Below are 19032 nucleotides of genomic sequence, written 5' to 3'. Positions count from 1 at the left end.
CAGTGGGTCAGCGGTCCGGCAGCCGCCCGCGAGTCAGCGGGGTGAGGGCGTGGGCCGTGGCGCCCAGCGGAGTGGCCGTGTGCGGGAAGGCGGACGCGGCGATGGTGCACCCCCCGGCGTCGGGCGCGATGCTGGCTTCACGGAGCGCCTTGTCGATGGCCGGAGCCAGGTGCTCGGCGAGCAGCGCGTAGGCGCCGCCGAGCAGCACGACCTCGGGGTTGAGGATGTTCACCAGCGCGGCGATCCCGTGGCCGAGGTGTGTTCCGGCCTCGGTGAGCACCTTCGTGACGGCGACGTCCTGGGCGTCGGCGCGCCGGATCAGCGTCTCGAGCTGGTGCTGCGGGTCGTCGTCGATGCTGCCGTCGACCTGCTCCAGGATCGCCGGCAGGCTGGCGAGCGCCTCGAGGCATCCGCGGCGTCCGCACCCACACGCGGGTCCGTCCGGGACCAGGCGCAGGTGCCCGACCTCGCCGACGTACCCGAGGTGTCCCGCGAGCGGCCGGCCGTCGGCGATGATGCCCGCGCCGACCCCCGTATCGCCGGTGAGCTGGATGAGGTTCGCCGTACCGGCGTAAGGGCCGTAGAGATGCTCGGCCAGCACGCCCAATGAGGCGTCGTTGTCGACCGTCACCGGGATGTCCGGCCGTCCGAGCGCCGCGGCGAGCTCGGCCCGCAGCGGTACGTCGCTCCAGCCGAGTCCGGCGGCCAGTACGACGGCGCCGTCGCGGTTGACCAGGCCGGGTACGCCGACCGTGATGCCGAGAACCTGGCGGCCGGAGGACTGCACTGTCGAGATCGCGCGGCGGGCCAGCGCGACCACGGCGGCGATGGTCTTCGCCGGGCCGGCGTCGACGCCCGGTCCGGCGCGATGCCAGCGCAGGATCTGCTCACCGGCCGCGTCGCAGCCGAGTGCGGTCAGGCCGCGCGCGCCGATCTCGAGCCCGATCGTCGCGTACGCCGAGCCGTCGAGCACGAGCAGCGTCGCCGGGCGGCCGACATGGTTCTGGGTCTGCTGCGTCTCGCGGACCAGCCGGCGCTCGAGCAGCTCGCCGACGATGCTCGTCACGGTCGCCTTGTTCAGCCCGGTCCCGGCCGCGATCGCGGCCCGCGAGCACGGGGCTTCCCGGCGCAGGTAGCCGAGCACCGCCGCCAGGTTGGTGGCGCGGATGTCGGTGTGGTCCGCGGTCTGTGTGATCAAGGTCCGTCCCGTCGAAAGTTGGGTCTGGGTCAGTTCTACACCTTGCCGGGCTGTCGGCTCTGCGTTAATTTGTTTGGCTACTAGCCCAACTAAGTCTAGGGGATGCACCGTGACCGGACCAGTGATCGGCGGCACCAGCCGCCGCACCTTCATCTCCCTGCTCGGCGCCGGCGCGGCGGCGGCCGCGGGCGGGGCGACGCTGACCGGATGCTCGAACGGCGGTTCGGGGTCCAGTACGACGGGCCGCGCCGAGACCGAGGACAAACTGTCCGGCCTGCTGCCGAAGTACATCCCGTACGAGTCGGTCAAGCCGGACCTGCCGGGCGAGAACGGCGCCTCGCCGGGCTACACGCACTACCCGAGCGAGCTCAAGCGGGCGGTGCCGGACAAGATGGTGCCGAGCGGCAAGGAAGTCACGGCGATGACGCCGCTGTGGAGCCCGATCCCGCCGCTGGCGGGCAATTCGTACTTCGCGGCGAACAACGAACGGATCGGCGCGTCGGTCAAGTTCAACATCCTGAACGGCAACGACTACGGGGACAAGCTCGGACCGATCCTTGCGGCCGGCAACGTTCCGGAGCTGCTCTGCATCCCGGGCTGGAACATCTCCAGCCTGACCCGGTTCGGCCAGGCCGCGGACAAACTGTTCGAGGACCTCACCCCGCACCTGGCCGGCGACAAGGTGTCGGCGTACCCGATGCTGGCGAACCTGCCGACCCGGGCCTGGGCGTACGGCGTCTGGAACTCGCAGCTGAAGGCCGTGCCGTTCCCGTCGGACGGCTTCCCCTGGATGATGATGTACCGCAAGGACATCATGGACCAGCTCGGTGCGGAGCCGCCGAAGAGCTCCGACGACCTGCTCGCGCTGGGCAAGCAACTGACCGACGCGAAGGCGGGCCGGTGGGCGTACGGCTCGGTCGCCGACGAGGTCCACCGGGCGTTCGGGGTGCCGGGCGGCTGGATCAAGGACCCCAGCGGCAAGCTGGTCAACAAGATCGAGACACCGCAGTTCGAGGAGGCGGTGGCGTTCATCCGGAGGCTGTTCCAGTCGGGGTACGTGCACCCGGAGGTGGTCGCGAACGCCGGCGCGGACGAGAACGCGCTGTTCGAGGGCGGCAAGTTCCTGATCCGGCAGAACGGGCCGGGAGGGTGGCACGAGTCGCTGCAGCGGCAGCAGACGGTCAACCCGAAGTTCAACCCGCAGCCGGTGATGCCGTTCGCGCACGACGGCGGTACGCCGATCACGTGGGGCGGCGACCCGGCCGGCATCTTCACCTTCGTGAAGAAGGGGCTCGGCGAGGACCGCGTCAAGGAGTTGCTCGGCGTGATGAACTACACGGCCGCACCGTTCGGGACCGAGGAGTACGTGCTCTACAACTACGGGCTCGAGGGCAAGCACTACACGAAGCAGCCGTCCGGTGCCCCGAAGCTCACCGCCCTGGGACAGAAGGAGGTCTCGCAGACGTACATCTTCCTGGGCGGCCGTCCGACGGCGATCACCGAGAGCGAGTACCCGGGGTACGTCCAGTCGATGAGCGCCTGGCAGAACGCAGCGGCCAAGGTGCGCGAGAAGAACCTGTTCGACGGCATCCGGGTCGAGCAGCCGGCCAAGATGGCGGCGCTGAACCAGCCCTTCGACGACGCCCTGCAGGACATCTACCGCGGTCGCAAGCCGATCAGCGAGTTGAAGACCGCCGTCAAGCAGTGGCAGGACAACGGCGGCAACGAAGGCCGCGACTTCTACGCGAAGGTGCTCAGTGACAACGGTCGTTAAGCCTCCGGCGCAGGCGGAGCGCCTCCCCGATGCCAAGCGGACGTCCCGGCGTCACAAGCGCGGTCGCGCCGGGGGGATGAGTTTCACCCATCGCCTCCGCCGGGACTGGCCGCTGCTCGTGATGGTCCTGCCGGTGGTGGTGCTGCTGGGCGTCTTCCACTACTTCCCGACGCTCGGGAACGTGATCGCCTTCCAGGACTACTCGCCGTACGCCGGGATTCGCGGCAGCGAGTTCATCGGGTTCGGGAACTTCCAGCGGATGTTCGCCGAACCCGCGTTCTGGAAGGCGGTCGCGAACACCGTCTCGATCACGGCGGTCCAGCTCGCGTTCTTCTTCCCGATCCCGATCGCGCTGGCGCTGCTGCTGAACAGCGTCCTGTCGTCGAAGCTCCGCAACCTCATCCAGGGCGTCGTCTACCTGCCGCACTTCTTCTCGTGGGTGCTGGTCGTGTCGCTGTTCCAGCAGATGATCGGCGGCGCCGGCCTGCTCGCGCAGACCCTGCGCGACCACGGGCACCAGGCGGTCGACCTGATGACGAAGCCGGACACGTTCATCCTGCTCGTCACCGCGCAGGCCGTCTGGAAGGACGCCGGCTGGGGGATGATCGTGTTCCTCGCGGCGCTGTCGACCATCAGCCCGGAGCTCTACGAGTCCGCCGCGGCCGACGGCGCGAACCGCTGGCGCCGGCTCTGGCACATCACGCTGCCGGGTCTGCGCCCGGTGATCGTCCTGCTGCTGATCCTGCGCCTGGGTGACGCGCTGACGGTCGGGTTCGAGCAGTTCATCCTGCAACGCAGCGCCGTCGGCGGCGGCGCGGCGGAGGTACTCGACACGTACGTGTACTACCAGGGCCTGCTCGTCGGCGACTTCGGCTACGGGGCCGCGGCCGGCCTGTTCAAGGGCGTCGTCGGCCTCGTCCTCGTCCTGGTGGCCAACCGATTCGCCCACATGGTGGGCGAGCAGGGGGTGTATTCCAAGTCATGAGTGCACGAGCTGTCTGGGAGGAAGAACCGACTCCGGTCGGGCGGTTCGGGAAGCCGGTGGTGCTGGCGTTGATCGCGCTGGCGGTCGCGTTCCCGTTGTACGTCGTGGTGGTGACGAGCCTGTCCACGACCGAAGCGGTGACCCGCGCCGGCGGGCTGGTCGTCGTACCGCGGGAGCTGACGGTTGCGGCGTACGTGCAGTTGCTGTCCGGCGGAGTGGTGACGAAAGCGCTGCTGATCAGCGTCGGGATCACCGTGATCGGTACGGCGTTCAGCCTCGGGATCACCGTGCTCGCGGCGTACGGGTTGTCGCGGCCGGGATCGTTGTTCCACCGGCCGCTGCTGTTCATCGTGCTGCTCACGTTCCTGTTCGGGCCGGGCATCATCCCGAGCTATCTCGTGGTCAACGCGCTCGGGCTGATCGACCACTACGCGTCGCTGATCCTGCCGGCCGCGATCTCGGCGTTCAACCTGATCGTGATGCGGTCGTTCTTCATGGGGATCCCGACCGAGCTGATCGACAGCGCCCGGATCGACGGGGCCGGTGAGTTCGCGATCCTGCGGCGGATCGTGCTGCCGTTGTCGAAGGCCGTGGTCGCCGTGGTCGGACTGTTCTACGCGGTCGGTTACTGGAACGCGTTCTTCAACGCGTTGCTGTACATCAACGACAACAGCAAGTGGCCGCTGCAGATGGTGTTGCGGACCTACATCGTGCAGCAGCAGCCGCTGCCGACGGGTGCCGGCGGGGTGGCGACCGGCATCGCGGGCCTGTCACCGGCGCCCGGTCTGGCGATCAAGATGGCGATCGTGGTCATCGCGATCGTGCCGGTCCTGCTGGTCTACCCGTTCATCCAGCGGCACTTCCAGAAGGGCGTCATCATCGGCGCGGTGAAGGGATGAGGTCACGATGAACCTGGCACGACGGCATTTCCTTGCCCTCGGCACCGGCACGGCCCTCGCCGCGGCGTCGGCGACAACCGCTACGGCGGCGGGAGCACAGGCGGCGGCGGGCTCGTACCGCTGGCGCAACGTGGAGATCGTCGGGGGCGGTTTCGTCACCGGGATCGTCCACCATCCGCGCAAGCGTGGACTGGTGTACGCGCGGACCGACATCGGTGGAGCCGCGCGATTCGACAACCGCACCCAGCGTTGGGTGCAGTTGCTGCACTGGATCGGCTGGGACGAGTGGAACTGGACCGGGGTCGAGAGTCTCGCGCTCGATCCGGCGGATCCGCAACGGCTGTACCTCGCGGTCGGCACCTACACCAACGAATGGTCGCCGATCAACGGTGCGATCCTGCGATCGTGCGACCAGGGGCGGACCTTCGAGCGGACCGACCTGCCGTTCAAGCTCGGCGGCAACGAGCCCGGCCGCTCGATGGGCGAGCGACTCGTGGTCGACCCCCGTGACGGCCGCGTGCTGCTGTTCGGCACCCGCAATCAGGGGCTGTGGCGCAGTGGCGATCGCGGCATGACGTGGTCGCGGGTGGACGGCTTCCCGGTGACCGGCAAACCCGGTATCGGGATCGGCTTCGTCTTCTTCGACCGGCGCGACGGCACGATCTATGCAGGCGTCGCGGATCCGGCGACCCCGCTCTACCGCAGCAGGGATGCCGGCCGCACCTGGTCGGCGGTCCCCGGGCAGCCGACCGGGCTGCTGCCGCATCACGGCGAACTTGGGGCCGACGGCAACATCTACGTCACGTACGGCGATCTTCCCGGGCCTTATGAGATGTACGACGGCGCCGTACACAAACTGAACACCGCGACCGGCGAGTGGACCGACATCACGCCGTTGCGCCCGAACACCGGTGGTGAAGCCGGGTTCGGGTACGGCGGCCTCGCCACCGACCCGCGCAAGCCGGGCACGGTGATGGTGTCGACGATGAGCCGGTGGGGCCCGGTCGACGACATCTTCCGGTCCGTCGACGGCGGCCGGACCTGGCACTCCATCGGCGAGCGGATCGTGCTCGACACGTCCGGAGCGCCGTACCTGGACTTCCACGGCAGCCCGAAGCTCGGCTGGATGATCGGTGACATCTCGATCGATCCGTTCGACTCGGACAAGGTCCTGTACGTCACCGGTGCGACGATCTTCGGCACCGACGACGTGACGGGGGCGGAGGCGGGCCGCAGTACGCACTGGTCGGTCCGCGCGCAGGGACTCGAGGAGACGGCCGTCCTCGATCTGATCAGTCCGCCGTGGGGTCCGCCGTTGATCAGCGCGCTCGGGGACATCGGGGTCTACCGGCACGACCGGTTGGACGTCGTGCCGCCGGACGGGCAGGCGTCGAATCCGGTCAGTGGGACGTCGCCGAGTCTGGACTACGCGGCGCTCGCCCCGGGATTCGTCGTACGGCTGGCGAATGCCAATGCGGGCGAGCGGGGTGCGTACTCGACCGATGCCGGGAGCAGTTGGCAGCCGTTCGCGGGCGAGCCGCCCGGTATGACGCAGACAGGTCGCGTCGTGGTCGGCGCCGACGCACGAACGATCGTCTGGGCACCGGGCGATGTCGTCGCGCACTACTCACGCGATCGCGGCGCGACCTGGATCGCCGTCGCCGGTCTGCCGGCCGGATCGGTGCTCGCCGGCGATCGGGTCGACGGAAGTGTGTTCTACGGGTTCGATCCGGCCACCGGTACGGCGTACGTGAGCACGAACGGGGGCGCCGCCTTCACGGCGACGGCAACCGGTCTGCCGACGGGCGGCGGGAAGCTCGAGACCGTGCTGGATCGGGCCGGGCACTGCTGGCTCGCGGCCGGTGCGGGCGGGCTGTACCGATCGGTCGATCGCGGGTCGACGTACTTGCCCGTGACAACGATCGAGGAGGCGTACACGATCGGCTTCGGCAAGGCGGCGCCGCACCGGAGGGAGATGGCCGCATACACGTCCGGGAAGGTCGCCGGTGTCCGCGGGATCTACCGGTCGGACGACAGCGGCGCTTCCTGGGTGCGGGTGAACGACGACCGGCACCAGTACGCCTCCACCGGTGACGCGATCGCGGGTGACCCGCGGGTCTACGGGCGGGTGTACCTGTCCACGAACGGGTTCGGGATCCCCTACGGTGAGCCGGTATGACACGACTCTGGTACGGCGGCGACTACAACCCCGAGCAGTGGGATCCGGGGGTGTGGAAGGAGGACGTCGCCCTGATGCGGCAGGCCGGCGTCAACCTGGTGACCGTCGGGGTGTTCTCGTGGTCGTCGCTCGAGCCCGCGCCGGGGCGGTACGAGTTCGACTGGCTCGACCAGGTGCTCGACCTGCTGCACGACGGCGGTGTGAGCGTCGACCTGGCCACCCCGACCGCGTCACCGCCGCCGTGGTTCACCCGATTGCATCCGGAGGCGATGCCGGTCACCGCGGACGGCGTACGGCTGACACACGGCAGCCGGGACACGTACTGCGCGTGCGCGCCGGCGTACCGCGATGCCGCTCGAGGGATCGCGCGGACGCTGGCCGAGCGGTATCACGATCACCCGGCCCTCGCGATGTGGCACGTGCACAACGAGTACGGCACGACGTGTCACTGCTCGCTCGCGGCGGCACGTTTCCGCGAATGGCTCCAGGAGCGGTACGGCGACCTCGATCGGCTGAACGAGGCGTGGACGACCGCGTTCTGGAGCCAGGGGTACGCCGACTGGACGGACATCGAGCCGCCGCGGAAAACGCAGTACCTGGTGAATCCGACCCAGTACCTGGACTATCGGCGATTCTGGTCGGACGAGCTGCTGGCGGCGTTCCTCGAGCAGAAGGCCGAACTGCGGACGTTCTCGGAGCTGCCGATCACAACCAACTTCGTGTTCGGTAACTGGGTGCCGGTGAATCACGCGCAGTGGGCCGAGGCGGTCGATGTCGTGGCCATCGACAACTATCCGGACCAGACCGGGACCGGTGCGGAGGAGCAGACCGCCTTCGCGGCGGACCTGGCCCGGTCGTGGGCCGGCGGCGGGCCTTGGCTGTTGATGGAGCAGGCGGCCGGAACGTTGAACGACGGACGCCGGTTGCAGGCGAAAGAGCCCGGCCGGATGGCGCGGCACAGCTTGTCGCACATCGCCCGCGGCTCGCAGGGCGCGTTGTTCTTCCAGTGGCGGGCATCGCGCGGCGGGTCCGAGATGTACCACTCGGCGATGGTTCCGCACGCCGGGCCGGACAGCCGGATCTTCCGGGAGATCGAGGAGCTCGGCGCGGTCCTGCCCCAGCTGACAGATGTTGCCGAGAGCAACGTCGAGGCCGAGGTCGCGATCCTGTGGGACGTCGAGTGCTGGTGGGCGATGCAGGGTACCCACCTGCCGTCGTCGGCGCTGGACTACCTCAAGTCGGTACGGGCCGCGCACCGGCACTTCTGGCGTGCTGGCGTGACGGTCGACTTCGCGTCGCCTACCGCGGATCTGTCGTCGTACACGACAGTTGTCGTCCCCAGCCTGTATCTGATCAGCGACGAGTCCGCGGCAGCGCTCACGGCGTACGTGGAAGGCGGCGGACACCTGGTGGTCGGGTACTTCAGCGGGATCGTGGATCCCGACCTGCGGGTCCGGCTCGGCGGGTATCCGGGGGCGTTCACGGAGCTTGTCGGCGTCCGGGTGGAGGAGTTCCACCCGCTGCCGATCGACGGCGAGATCGCCTTGTCGTCCGGTGGGCGCGGGCGGGTATGGAGCGAGGACGTCCGGGCGGTGTCGGCGGAGGTGATCGATCGGTATGCCGGTGGCGTGCTGGACGGCAAGCCCGCGATCACGCGTCACGAGTTCGGTGCGGGTGTCGCCTGGTACGTGTCGACGGAGGTGGACGACGAGACCGGCGCGCGGTTGCTGGGCCTGTCACCGTCACCGTCGCCGGTCGAGACGGTGCGGCGCCGGGCCGGCGACACGACGTGGACGTTCCTGATCAACCACGGTGACACCCAGGTCGCCGTACCCGCCGACGGGAGCGAGCTGGTTGTCGGCGAGCTGCCGTTGCCGCCCGGTGGTTACGCGGTGGTGAGATCGCGGTGAGGGGCCTCGCAGCTGCTCTCACGAGCCGTGAGCGTCGGGGGCAGCAGCGTCAGCGCCGGTACGTCGCCGCCCTCGAGCTTCGTGATCAGCGACTCGACTGCCTGGTCGCCGATCCGCTCGGCCGGGATCGAGACCGACGACAACTGCGGAACCTGCCGCTCGGCGACGTCGTCCGCGCAGATCGCCACCAGCGACATGTCCTCGGGCACCCGGCGGCCGAGCCGGCGCAGGACGTCCAGGAGCGGACCGATGATGGGCTCGTTCTGCACCACCAGGCCGGTGATGTCCGGGTGCTCGTCGAGCAGCTGACGCACGGTGTGCAGGATCGCGTCGAACGTGTGCTCACAGGGCGTCTCGACGCCGACCACGCCGCGGCGTTCGGCGGCGTCCGAGAAACCGGTAAGCGTCCGTTGCGCGAAGCCTGTCTGCCGTTCGTACACCGCGGACGGCGTCCCGAGCAGGGCCAGCGAACGGTGCCCGAGGTCGGCCAGGTGGTCGACACAGTGCGCGCCGGCGGCGACGAAGTCCAGGTCGATACAGGTGAGTCCGTCGGCGTCGTCCGGGTAACCGATCAGCACCGAGGGCATCGGCAGCTCGCGCAGGACCGGGACCCGTTCGTCGTCGAGCTCGATGTCCATGACCACGAGCGCGTCCACGAGCGAGCTCTGCGCGACCCGCTCGAGCCCGTCCGGTCCTTCGTCGGCGGTCAGCAGCAGTACGTCGTGGTCGTAGCGGCGGGCCGTGGTCACGACCGCGGCGGCGAACTGCATCATCACCGGGACGTGCATACCGGTGCGCAGCGGGATCACCAGCGCGAGCACGTTGGACCGCTGGCTGGCCAGCGCGCGGGCGCTCGCGTTCGGGCGGTAGCCGAGGGCTCGGACGCTGCGCTGCACGCGCTCGCGGGTGTCGGTCGAAATCGTCCGCTTCCCGCTGAGAACGTACGAGACAGTGCTGGCCGCAACCCCGGCGTGCCGTGCGACGTCGGCGATCGTGACCACGTCGTCCCCTTTCCTGATCCTGTCCCAGTTCTACCCCAGTCGAAGCGCTTCGACACCCCCTTTGTTCCCCTGCGTTCGCCCAAGGTCCGGCCGCCGGCCGGGCTCGACGAGAGGAATGGAAATGCAGAGATGGTGGAAAGCAGCAATCGCAATACTGACAGTACTGGCCGCAGGCCTGGTGACCGCGGCACCCGCGCACGCGGCGGCGTGGTCGTCGTCGGACAAGTTCGGCAGCTGGTCCAACGGCGGGTACACCGTCCGCAATGACGTCTGGGGCAGTGGCGCCGGACCACAGACCATCTGGGCCAACTCCTACAGCAACTGGGGAGTCTGGGCCGACCACCCGAACACCGGCGGCGTGAAGTCGTACCCGCACTCCGCCCGGAACATCGGCAAGCCGGTCAGTGCCCTCGGCACCCTGACCAGCAGCTTCAACGTGTCGCGGCCCGGCAGTGGATCGTATTCGTCGACCTACGACATCTGGGCCGGCAACAACGCCTACGAGATCATGCTGTGGATGAACAAGCAGGGTGCGGTCGGCCCGATCGGCAGCAAGCAGACCACGGTCAGCGTCGGCGGCCACACCTGGGACGTCTACCGCGGCAGCAACGGCGCCAACGCGGTGTTCTCGTTCCTCCGCACTTCCAACACCAATTCCGGCTCCGTCGACATCAAGGCCGTCCTGAACTGGATCCGCAGCCGGGGCTGGATGGGTGATGCCACCGTCGGCGAAGTCCAGTTCGGCTTCGAGATCACCTCGGCGTCCGGCGGCCTGAACTTCACCAGCAACTCCTACTCCGTCACGTCCAACTGACGCACCCGACCCAAGGAGGTCGGCGGGTTCACCCTGACTTGGCTGAGTGTGATGCCGAGCAACACCAGCGCGAGCCCGCCGACCTGTCGCAGGTTCAGGACATCCCCGGAGACCAGAAGCCCGAGCAGTACGCCGGTCACCGGGTTGAGCAGCCCGATCAGCCCGACGGTGGCGGCGGGGAGCTTGCGGAGGCCCGCGAACCAGGCCGTGAACGCGAGGGCGGTCGCGACAAGTCCGACGTACGCGAAACCGGCGACGGCCGGTCCGTCGAGGCGCGGCGGGGCACCTTCGACGACGATCGCGATCGGGATCAGGACGACCCCGCCGGCGATCAGCTGCCATGAAGTCGTCGCGAGCGGACCCTCGCCGGCCCGGCCCCACTTCTTGGCCAGGACGTAGCCGCAGGAGGACATCGTCAGCGCGGCGGCCGACGCCGCGACGCCGCGCAGGTCGACCGCGGTCGAGCCGGCGCCGAGCAGCAGTACGACGCCGGCGATCCCGGCGGTCGCACCCGTGAGGACCTGAGCGGTCGGGCGTTCCGCAAGCAGGCCCCAGGCGAACAGCGCCATGGTGAACGGCGCCGCGGACATGATCGTCGACGCGAGGCTGACCGGGAGCAGCTGGGACGCGAGGTAGATCAGCGCGAAGAACGCGCCCATGTTGCAGATCCCGAGCAGCAGCGATCGCCACCACCAGACGCCGCGGGGGAGGCGCCGGGCGAGAGCGAGCAGGAGAAGCCCCGCGGGCAGTGCGCGGAACACCGCGCCGTACAACGGATGTCCGGGCGGCAGGTACTCGTGGGTGACGAAGTAGTTCGTGCCCCAGGCGATCGGCGCGATCGCGGTGACGAGGCTCCAGCGGAAGGTATCTTCCATGGAAAACATTCTATCTTCCCGGGAAGATAGAATGGAACCCGTGGACCACGTAGCGAGAATCCAGGCGGAGTGGCGGGCCGAGCGGCCGGAGGTCGACACCGCCCCGCAGGGCGTGATCGGGCGGTTGCACCGGATCGCGAACCACCTCACCGGCGAGCTGACGCTGCTCTACGCGAAGTACGGGCTGACCGAGGGTGAGTTCGACGTCCTCGCGGCGTTGCGGCGTGCGGGAGCGCCGTACGAGCGGGCGCCGGGGGAGATCGCCCTGCACACGATGGTGACCACGGGCGCGGTCACCAAGCGGGTCGACCGGCTCGAGGAAGCCGGCCTGGTCCATCGCCGGCGCAGCGACGCCGACGGCCGCGGCCGGGTGGTCCGCCTGACGCCGAGCGGCCGGCGGCTGATCGACAAGGCCTTCACCGCCCACATGGCCAACGAACAACGCCTCCTCGAGGCACTCACACCGGACGAGACCACTCAGCTCGAGAAGCTCCTGACGACCTGGCTCGCCCGCCTGGAGCCGCCCGACTGACACGCGCACGAGGACGGTTGCGGGGGTCCGCTGGTGACAGGTGGGTAACCTCTCCTGGTCGCAAGGTGAGCCGATAGGAGATGATGCCCACCGTGACCGGACCACATCGCGAGCTCGCGCAGACGCCGTCGGAGGCTGATCCGGCCGTCGCCGGCCTGACCGTCGGGCTCGGTGGACCGTCGGGGCGGTTCGCCCGGCTCAGCTCGTCGTGGTGGACGCCGCTGCGGATCGCGCTTGCCGTCTGCACGATCACCTTCGGCCTCGGCGTACTGCAGAAGGCGCCGTGTATGGAGGCCGGCTGGGACCGGCAGAGCTGGCGGCCGTTCAAGGCGCTCTGCTACTCCGACATCGGGTTCCTGTACCAGGAGCGCGGGTTCGCGGAGGGTAACCGGCCGTTCCTCGACACCGGCAACTACCCGGTGCTGGAGTACCCGGTACTGACCGGCGGCTTCATGGAGGTCGCGGCACAGCTCACCTGGCTGATCACCGGCGACCCGAAGAAGGACCTGACCGTCGAGCAGAAGCGCGACACCGCCGGGGTGTTTTTCCTGGTCAACACCGTGCTGCTGTTCCTCTGTGCGTTGCTGATCGTCGGCCTCACGGTCGCGACCGCGCGCGGAGTCGCGAAACGCCCGGGAGCGGCCCGTGGACAGCCGCTGGACGCTCTGTACGTCGCTGCGGCGCCGGCGCTCGCACTGACCTCGACGATCAACTGGGACCTCTTCGCGGTCGCGTTGACCGCCGGGGCGATGTTCGCGTGGTCGCGCGGGAAACCCATCTGGTTCGGCGTACTGCTCGGGCTCGGCACGGCGGCGAAGTTCTACCCGTTCCTGTTGCTCGGTCCGTTGCTGATCGTCTGCCTCCGTGGACGGAAGCTGTGGCCGTGGATCCAGGCGACGGTGGCGGCTGCGGTCGCATGGGGACTGGTGAACGCGCCGATCTACCTGCTCGCGAAGAACGAGTGGCTGTCGTTCTGGCAGTTCAACGACGAGCGCGAGAGCGACTACGGCTCGATCTGGTACGTCCTCAAGCTGGCCAAGCACGAGGTCGCTGACGTCAACCAGCTCAACATCGTGATCTTCGCCGGGTTGTGCCTGTCGATCGCGATCCTCGGCCTGATGGCGCCCCGGCCGCCCAGATTCGCGCAGCTCGCGTTCCTGGTGGTGGCGGCGTTCCTGCTGATCAACAAGGTCTACTCACCGCAGTACGTGCTGTGGCTGCTGCCGCTGGTGGCGCTGGCCCGGCCGCGGCTGCGTGACTGGCTGATCTGGCAGGCCTGCGAATGCTTCTACTGGATGCTGGTGTGGATGCATCTGGCGCAGTTCCTGGCGCCTGGCGATCCGCAGATCCCGGACCGGATCTACTGGTTCTCGGTGATCCTGCGGATGGCCGGCACGCTCTGGCTGATGCTGGTGGTCGCCCGCGACATCCTGCTCCCGGAGAACGATCCGGTACGTCACGGTGACGTGGTCGACGATCCCAGCGACGGTGTCAGATCCCGCGCCCGGACAGACCTGGCAACTGCTTAGAACCCGTTTTTAGAACCTCAGCTTCGCAACATCCAGGTTGCCGCCGCTCACAATGGCGGCAGTGACGCCTTCGGGCCGAAGGCCCTCGAGCAGGGCCGCGAAGGGCGCTGCGGCTGCCGGTTCGAGGGCGAGTTTGGTCCGCGACATCACCAAGCGGGTCGCCTCGAGCAGCGCATCCTCGGACACGCGGACGACGTCGTCGACGTACTGCTGGATAAGCGGGAGATTGCGGGTGCCGCAGACGGGTGCGGCGAGGCCGTCGGCGATCGACCGTGCGGTCAGGAGCTTCTGCGGTGCGCCCGCGGTCAGGCTGCGGCTCACCACGTCGGCCTGCTCCGGCTCGATCCCGATCACGCGGATCGACGGTTTCATCAGTTTCACCGCCGTCGCGACGCCCGAGATCAGTCCGCCGCCGCCCACCGGAACCAGGACGGTGTCGAGGTCCGGGCGGTCAGCCAGCAGCTCCAGACCGAGGCCGGCGTGCCCGAGGATCACATCCTCATCGTCGAAGGGGTGCACGCCGGTCAGGTGCCGGTCGTCGCGGATCTGCTCGTACTGCGCCATCAGATCACCCTCGACGAGCTCGACGGTCGCTCCGTAGCCGCGCGCCGCGTCGATCTTCGCCGGTACGGCGGTCGCCGCCATCACCACCGTCGCCGGCACTCCCGCGTCCCGTGCCGCCCAGGCGAGCGCGCCCGCCGCGTTGCCCGCCGACACCGTGATGACACCGCGCTCGCGCTCCGCGGTCGTCAACCGCAGGAGCTTCGTCAGCAGTCCGCGGACCTTGAAGCTGCCGGTCTTCTGGAACAGCTCGGCCTTGAGCACCAGGTCGGCCGCGAATCGTTCGTTCAGAGCTGACGACGTCAGCATCGGTGTCCGGTGGATCCGTCCCTCGAGTTGCCCGGCGGCCTGGCGGATGTCTTCGAGCGTCGGCATACGCCTCAGCCTAAAAGTCTAGTAGATGGATCATATTTCGAGACAAAGAGCCCGGATGGTCGCGAGCGATCTACCGTCGGTGTCATGAGGCCACGGGCGCCGTCGGGGCCACCCGGAGTCGGCTGCCAGTTAGACGCGTGCGGCGACCGCGGCGGCGAGTTTGCCGGCTGCGTCCGGGGACTGCGGCAGGAAGAGGTACGGCTCGATGAGCTCGATCTCCATCAGCAGGAAGCGGTCGTTGACGACGACTCCGTCGACGCGGGCGTAGGTGGGCGTCGGGCCGGAGGCGGCCAGGGCCGCCTGGGCGCTTTCGAGTACGGCGGCAGGCGGGTCCGTCGGCGTCGTCCGGCCGCCGTACGACTCCTGGACGCGGTAATCGCCGGTCGCAGGGCGCTTGATCACCGCGTGGCTGAACTCGCCGTTGAAGAACAGCAGCGACCACTCGCCGTCGGACTGGATCTCCGGCACGAACGGCTGCACGAGATACACCATGTCCGGCAGGTCGTTGAGCGCCTGCTCGAACTCGGGCGAGCCGGCGATGCCGCGGACCGTGTGCAGGGCGTTGCCGCCCACGGTCGGCTTGACGACGACCTGCTGACCGGTGAGTCCGGCCACGACCTCGCGCAGGCACGCGCCCGCCGCGACCTGGGACGGAACGATCGCAACGCCACGCTCGCGCAGTTCGAGCAGGTACTGCTTGTCGCTGTTCCAGCGGACCTGGTCCGTGGAGTTCAGGACCCGTACGCCGGCCTTGTCGAGCTGGGCGAGCCACTCGGTGAATTCGGCGTACAGCCAGAAGTAGTCCCACACGGTCCGCAGCAGGACGGCGTCGTACGCGGACCAGTCGACCGACGGGTCGGTCCAGACCTCGACCACCGGGTCGAGGTCCGCGGCGCGCAGTGCGTCGAGGAGCGGGCGTTCGTCAGGGTGCAACTCAGCGTATTCGGCCGAGGTTGCCAGGGCGATGCGATTCGTCACGCTCGCCAGTGTTGGCGGGGAGGGGCGGTGCGGTCAAACCTGACTTCGCAACGAATTGGTGACGGATCGTGAGGGCTCCGGCCACGATGACGGCGGCGGTCAGGTGGATGAGACCCTGGCGGGTGTCGTGGCCGAAGCTCGCGTAGGCGAGGTACGACGCGAGCGGTACGGCGATCCACTCGGGCCGGCCGGCCAGCGCGGCGAGGGCGATCAGCGGGAGGCCGTACCACGGGTACGTCGGGGTGGCGATCAGGAGCGCTGCGCCGTACAGCCAGCAGCAGGTGAGGGCGATCGGCTCGCGGCGGGCACGGTGGAAGGCGAGGGCGGCGAGGGCGAGCGCGAGGGCCGCGGCGACCACCTGGCGGGCCTCAGGAGGCAGCAGGAGCGCGAGAATCGCGGATCGGGAGCTGCCGTCCTCGAAGCCTTCCTGGTTGAGGTAGCCGGGGAGGAAGCCGAGTACCAAGGTGCCGACGGCAAGGACGTGCGGAAGGTACGAGGCGGCGAAGGCGCTGACGGCAACGAGTGGGCGCCGGCGGCGGAACGCGGGGAGCAGCAGGAGTGGGAGGAGCTTGACGCTGCCGGCTGCTCCGAGGAGGACGGCGGCGAGTTTCGGTCTGCGGGCGGCGGTGACGACGGCGGTGGTGATGAGGAGCGCCGCGAGTACGTCGACGTGGGCAGCGTTGCCGGCTTCGAGAGCGACGATCGGTGACCAACCCCACAGCGCGGCCCAGCGTGGGTTCTGTACGGCGAGTAGCCAGGTGAGTGCGATCGCGATCAATGCGGCCGCAATCTGAAGTCCGAGGGTGCCGGCAGCCCACGGCGTGAACAGGGCGACCACGGTGAAGTAGGCCTCGGCGACCGGCGGATAGATGGTCGGCACACCCGGGCGGTTGATCCGGGTCCTGGCGTCGTCGACCGGTAGCTGCGCCGGGTCGTCGGGGATGCCTGTTACACCGGAGCGCTGGTTCGGCGACAACCCCGGGAAGAGCACAGGATCCCGCAGCGGTGCCAACGAGTCGTCCAGCGGCACATATCCGTACGGCGAATGCCCGGACAACTGCACACGCCCGTCCCACACGTACCGGTAGGCGTCTGTGCTGGTGATCGGCGCCTGCGTCAGCCCCGGCACCTGACACAACCCCGCCACCACCACCACAACCCCAACACTCAACCCCCGCCCGAACCGCCACACCAAGAGCCCGACCGCCACGGTCCCGACGAGTAACACCACATCCGGCCACCACTGCCGCACCGCCGCCCCAACCACCACCACCGCCAAAGCCACCGCAGCACTCCCGACCACCACGGACGCCAAAGGCACCACCCCACCCGCATGCGGGATGGGCTGGCGACTTTGTGCACCGGATCCGTATTCGGAGCGCGAAATCGTGCGGATCCGGTGCACAAAGTCGCGGATCGGGCCGGAACCGCGCGGGAGGCGGGCGGAGGGGCGGCGGTTTGGGGCCGGGGTCGGGTCGGCCTGGTCGTCGGGTGTCATGCGGTTCGGCGGAGGGTCAGGAAGGCTCGGTGGGGGGTGCGCCAGTCTTCGGTGGGGTGGAGGTGGGTCGTGCGGGCGTGGCGGATCAGGGCGCGGGTCCCGACTCTTGCCCAGGGCAACGGAGTGGAGCGGCGGCCGGTGGAGCTGCGCAGGACGATCGGGGTGCTGTCGTCGAGATCGTCGTCCGGGTCGACCTCGACGAGCACGAGACCGTCGGGGCGGACCAGCTCGGCGCAGCGACGCAGTAGATCGGCCGGATCACCACCGATCCCGATGTTCCCGTCCATCAGCAGCACGCTGCCCCAGCGCCCCTCGCCCGGTAGCCGATCCTGTACCGGACGATGCAGCGCCGACGCACCACGCGACGTCGTGAGCGACACCGCCCGCCGCGACACATCGACCCCGAGTGCGGGGATTCCGCGTTCGGCGAGCGCAGTGACGATCCGCCCCGGCCCGCACCCGATGTCCAGTACGGGCCCTTCACATCGACTCAGCGCGAGCCGATCCACGTCGTCCGCGGGCGCCGTCCAGCGATCCACCTCGGACAGGGACGGCACAGTCCGCCCGTCGATGCCGGTAGCAACAACTTGCGCCGTACCGCCGAGCGCCTGCTCGAACAGCAGCCCCGGATGTGCAGCATGCTGCAGCCGCCGGTACAGCCGCGACACCCGCAGCGACGGGAACTCGTCGGCGAGGTACGCCGCATCCCGCGGGGTATCCATGTCTCGCAGTGTCGGCAGGATCTTCACCCGCAATCCCAACCCCAGTAGCCGACGCAGCTGGTCCCGGCCGGTGTGGTCGGTCGACATCGGTACGCCGAGCAGCGCGCGCGGATCCGGCGTACGGAGCCCGAGGCACCAGTACCCGCCGTCCTCGGTCAGCCCTAGTACGGCGTCGTACCCACCAAAATCGTGCGCTGACCAGTCGAACCCGAGCAGTTCCGGCCGCAGCTGCGGCGTATCCATCCCGACAAGCAGCATCGGCGCACCGTCGTACACGTCCTCGAACGCCGCCGCGAGCCGCTCGTCGAGCCTGCCGCCGCGCTGCTTCACGACCTCGAACCCAGGCGGCAACCAGGACCCCGGCTCACCTTCGAGCACGATTACCCGCCGCGTCGCGGGCGCGAACCGGACCGCGTTGAGCGTGTCGACGAGCGACGCCCGCGCCAACGCAGCCGCCTCCCGGGCCGTGAACTCGCTCTGCAGCCGCGTCTTCACCCGCCCCGGCACCGGCTCCTTCGCGATCACGATCACCGTGCCGCGCTTCACCGCGCCAAAACCTTCGACATGTCAAGGACGGCGCGCGCGGCGCCCAGCGGTGTACCGGTGACCTTCGAGCGTCCCGAGCGCGGGAGGTAGTCGACGTCGACCTCCGCGATCCGCCACCCGGCGTCGGCGGCGCGGACCACCGTCTCCAACGGGTACCCGGACCGGCGATCCGTCAGCCCGAGTCCGAGCAGCGCGGTACGTCGCCCGGCACGCATCGGACCGAGGTCGTGCAAAGCGACGCCCGTACGGCGCCTGATCCGCCGGGACAGCTCCGCGTTGGCCAGCCGGAGATGCCACGGCCAGACCTGCCGCGACACGGGACGCCGACGGCCGATGATCAGATCGGCGCGGTCGGCAACTACCGGCGCGGTCACCCGGACGAGTTGCCGCGGATCGAGCGAAGCGTCCGCGTCCATCACCGCGACGATGTCGGCGTCGGCCGCCTCCAGGCCGGCATGACACGCGGCGCCGTACCCCTTGATCTCGCACTGCACGACGGTCGCGCCCAGTCGAGCGGCGACGTCAGCCGAGCCGTCGATGGAGCCGTTGTCGACCACGATGGCGCGAACACCGGGCGGGAGCCGTTCGAGGACCCAGGGCAGAGCGGCCGCCTCGTTCAGGCACGGCAGCACAAGATCGACGGACATGCTTCGACG

Annotated in this window: 16 protein-coding genes; 8 read left to right on the top strand and 8 right to left on the bottom strand. The window is 69.1% G+C overall.

Features of this window, described 5'->3' with window-relative positions:
- Window positions 1-7 precede the first annotated feature (7 nt).
- Window positions 8-1198, bottom strand: coding sequence for an ROK family transcriptional regulator (locus tag EV651_RS31590; protein WP_133788918.1), 1191 nt, complete (start codon window positions 1196-1198; stop codon window positions 8-10).
- Window positions 1199-1307: 109 nt separating this feature from the next.
- Between EV651_RS31590 and EV651_RS31585 the strand changes: the two genes are divergently transcribed.
- Genes EV651_RS31585 through EV651_RS31565 form a run of 5 tightly spaced genes read left to right on the top strand, consistent with a single transcriptional unit; the run spans window position 1308 to window position 8945 of the window.
- Complete coding sequence (locus tag EV651_RS31585) at window positions 1308-2972, top strand: extracellular solute-binding protein (RefSeq protein ID WP_133788917.1); 1665 nt, start codon at window positions 1308-1310, stop codon at window positions 2970-2972.
- On the top strand, window positions 2956-3957 hold the full coding sequence (locus EV651_RS31580) for a sugar ABC transporter permease (protein WP_238157310.1): 1002 nt from the start codon (window positions 2956-2958) through the stop codon (window positions 3955-3957). Before EV651_RS31585 ends, EV651_RS31580 begins: the two co-directional genes overlap by 17 nt.
- Entirely contained in the window at window positions 3954-4856 is a 903-nt protein-coding gene (locus EV651_RS31575) for a carbohydrate ABC transporter permease (protein ID WP_133788916.1), read from the top strand. Before EV651_RS31580 ends, EV651_RS31575 begins: the two co-directional genes overlap by 4 nt.
- Before the next feature lie 7 nt (window positions 4857-4863).
- A complete protein-coding gene (locus EV651_RS31570; protein WP_133788915.1) occupies window positions 4864-7035 on the top strand; it encodes a sialidase family protein in 2172 nt (723 codons plus the stop codon).
- The gene (locus EV651_RS31565; protein ID WP_133788914.1) at window positions 7032-8945 is read left to right on the top strand and encodes a beta-galactosidase; all 1914 of its coding nucleotides are present in this window, start codon (window positions 7032-7034) and stop codon (window positions 8943-8945) included. The genes EV651_RS31570 and EV651_RS31565 overlap by 4 nt, the downstream gene beginning before the upstream one ends.
- Here EV651_RS31565 and EV651_RS31560 read toward each other — a convergent pair.
- On the bottom strand, window positions 8921-9946 hold the full coding sequence (locus EV651_RS31560) for a LacI family DNA-binding transcriptional regulator (protein WP_133788913.1): 1026 nt from the start codon (window positions 9944-9946) through the stop codon (window positions 8921-8923). The two genes, EV651_RS31565 and EV651_RS31560, sit on opposite strands and share 25 nt — an antisense overlap.
- A 121-nt stretch (window positions 9947-10067) precedes the next feature.
- Between EV651_RS31560 and EV651_RS31555 the strand changes: the two genes are divergently transcribed.
- Window positions 10068-10760, top strand: a complete 693-nt coding sequence (locus EV651_RS31555) for a hypothetical protein (RefSeq protein WP_133788912.1) — start codon at window positions 10068-10070, stop codon at window positions 10758-10760.
- Here EV651_RS31555 and EV651_RS31550 read toward each other — a convergent pair.
- Complete coding sequence (locus EV651_RS31550) at window positions 10739-11635, bottom strand: DMT family transporter (protein WP_133788911.1); 897 nt, start codon at window positions 11633-11635, stop codon at window positions 10739-10741. The two genes, EV651_RS31555 and EV651_RS31550, sit on opposite strands and share 22 nt — an antisense overlap.
- A gap of 40 nt (window positions 11636-11675) precedes the next feature.
- Between EV651_RS31550 and EV651_RS31545 the strand changes: the two genes are divergently transcribed.
- Both EV651_RS31545 and EV651_RS31540 read left to right on the top strand, forming a co-directional pair.
- Complete coding sequence (locus EV651_RS31545) at window positions 11676-12167, top strand: MarR family winged helix-turn-helix transcriptional regulator (RefSeq protein WP_238157309.1); 492 nt, start codon at window positions 11676-11678, stop codon at window positions 12165-12167.
- An 83-nt stretch (window positions 12168-12250) separates the two neighbouring features.
- On the top strand, window positions 12251-13696 hold the full coding sequence (locus tag EV651_RS31540; RefSeq protein ID WP_133789005.1) for a glycosyltransferase family 87 protein: 1446 nt from the start codon (window positions 12251-12253) through the stop codon (window positions 13694-13696).
- A 9-nt stretch (window positions 13697-13705) separates the two neighbouring features.
- On the opposite strand, the gene EV651_RS31535 is transcribed toward EV651_RS31540, so the two are convergent.
- The 5 genes from EV651_RS31535 to EV651_RS31515 all read right to left on the bottom strand — a co-directional run bounded on the left by EV651_RS31535 (window position 13706) and on the right by EV651_RS31515 (window position 19023).
- Window positions 13706-14632: a threonine/serine dehydratase gene (locus EV651_RS31535; protein ID WP_133788909.1), complete on the bottom strand. Its 927-nt coding sequence runs from the start codon at window positions 14630-14632 to the stop codon at window positions 13706-13708.
- 129 nt (window positions 14633-14761) lie between these two features.
- Complete coding sequence (locus EV651_RS31530) at window positions 14762-15610, bottom strand: RimK family alpha-L-glutamate ligase (protein ID WP_133788908.1); 849 nt, start codon at window positions 15608-15610, stop codon at window positions 14762-14764.
- On the bottom strand, window positions 15567-16895 hold the full coding sequence (locus EV651_RS31525; RefSeq protein ID WP_133788907.1) for a glycosyltransferase 87 family protein: 1329 nt from the start codon (window positions 16893-16895) through the stop codon (window positions 15567-15569). The genes EV651_RS31530 and EV651_RS31525 overlap by 44 nt, the downstream gene beginning before the upstream one ends.
- Window positions 16896-17104: 209 nt before the next feature.
- The gene (locus EV651_RS42035; RefSeq protein WP_202870596.1) at window positions 17105-18376 is read right to left on the bottom strand and encodes a DUF2064 domain-containing protein; all 1272 of its coding nucleotides are present in this window, start codon (window positions 18374-18376) and stop codon (window positions 17105-17107) included.
- The gene (locus EV651_RS31515) at window positions 18373-19023 is read right to left on the bottom strand and encodes a glycosyltransferase family 2 protein (protein WP_133788906.1); all 651 of its coding nucleotides are present in this window, start codon (window positions 19021-19023) and stop codon (window positions 18373-18375) included. Before EV651_RS31515 ends, EV651_RS42035 begins: the two co-directional genes overlap by 4 nt.
- Window positions 19024-19032: the final 9 nt, after the last annotated feature.

This window comes from Kribbella sp. VKM Ac-2571, assembly GCF_004362255.1.
Taxonomy (GTDB): Bacteria; Actinomycetota; Actinomycetes; order Propionibacteriales; family Kribbellaceae; genus Kribbella; species Kribbella pratensis.
The sequence above is the reverse complement of the archived record's forward strand: the minus strand, read 5'-3'. Positions and strand labels throughout refer to the sequence as shown.

Coding starts and splice junctions, on each gene's coding strand:
- EV651_RS31570 (WP_133788915.1), top strand. CDS start 4,864: ATGAACCTGGCACGACGGCATTTCCTTGCCCTCGGCACCGGCACGGCC.
- EV651_RS31540 (WP_133789005.1), top strand. CDS start 12,251: ATGCCCACCGTGACCGGACCACATCGCGAGCTCGCGCAGACGCCGTCG.
- EV651_RS31550 (WP_133788911.1), bottom strand. CDS start 11,635: ATGGAAGATACCTTCCGCTGGAGCCTCGTCACCGCGATCGCGCCGATC.
- EV651_RS31515 (WP_133788906.1), bottom strand. CDS start 19,023: ATGTCCGTCGATCTTGTGCTGCCGTGCCTGAACGAGGCGGCCGCTCTG.
- EV651_RS31555 (WP_133788912.1), top strand. CDS start 10,068: ATGCAGAGATGGTGGAAAGCAGCAATCGCAATACTGACAGTACTGGCC.
- EV651_RS31575 (WP_133788916.1), top strand. CDS start 3,954: ATGAGTGCACGAGCTGTCTGGGAGGAAGAACCGACTCCGGTCGGGCGG.
- EV651_RS31565 (WP_133788914.1), top strand. CDS start 7,032: ATGACACGACTCTGGTACGGCGGCGACTACAACCCCGAGCAGTGGGAT.
- EV651_RS31535 (WP_133788909.1), bottom strand. CDS start 14,632: ATGCCGACGCTCGAAGACATCCGCCAGGCCGCCGGGCAACTCGAGGGA.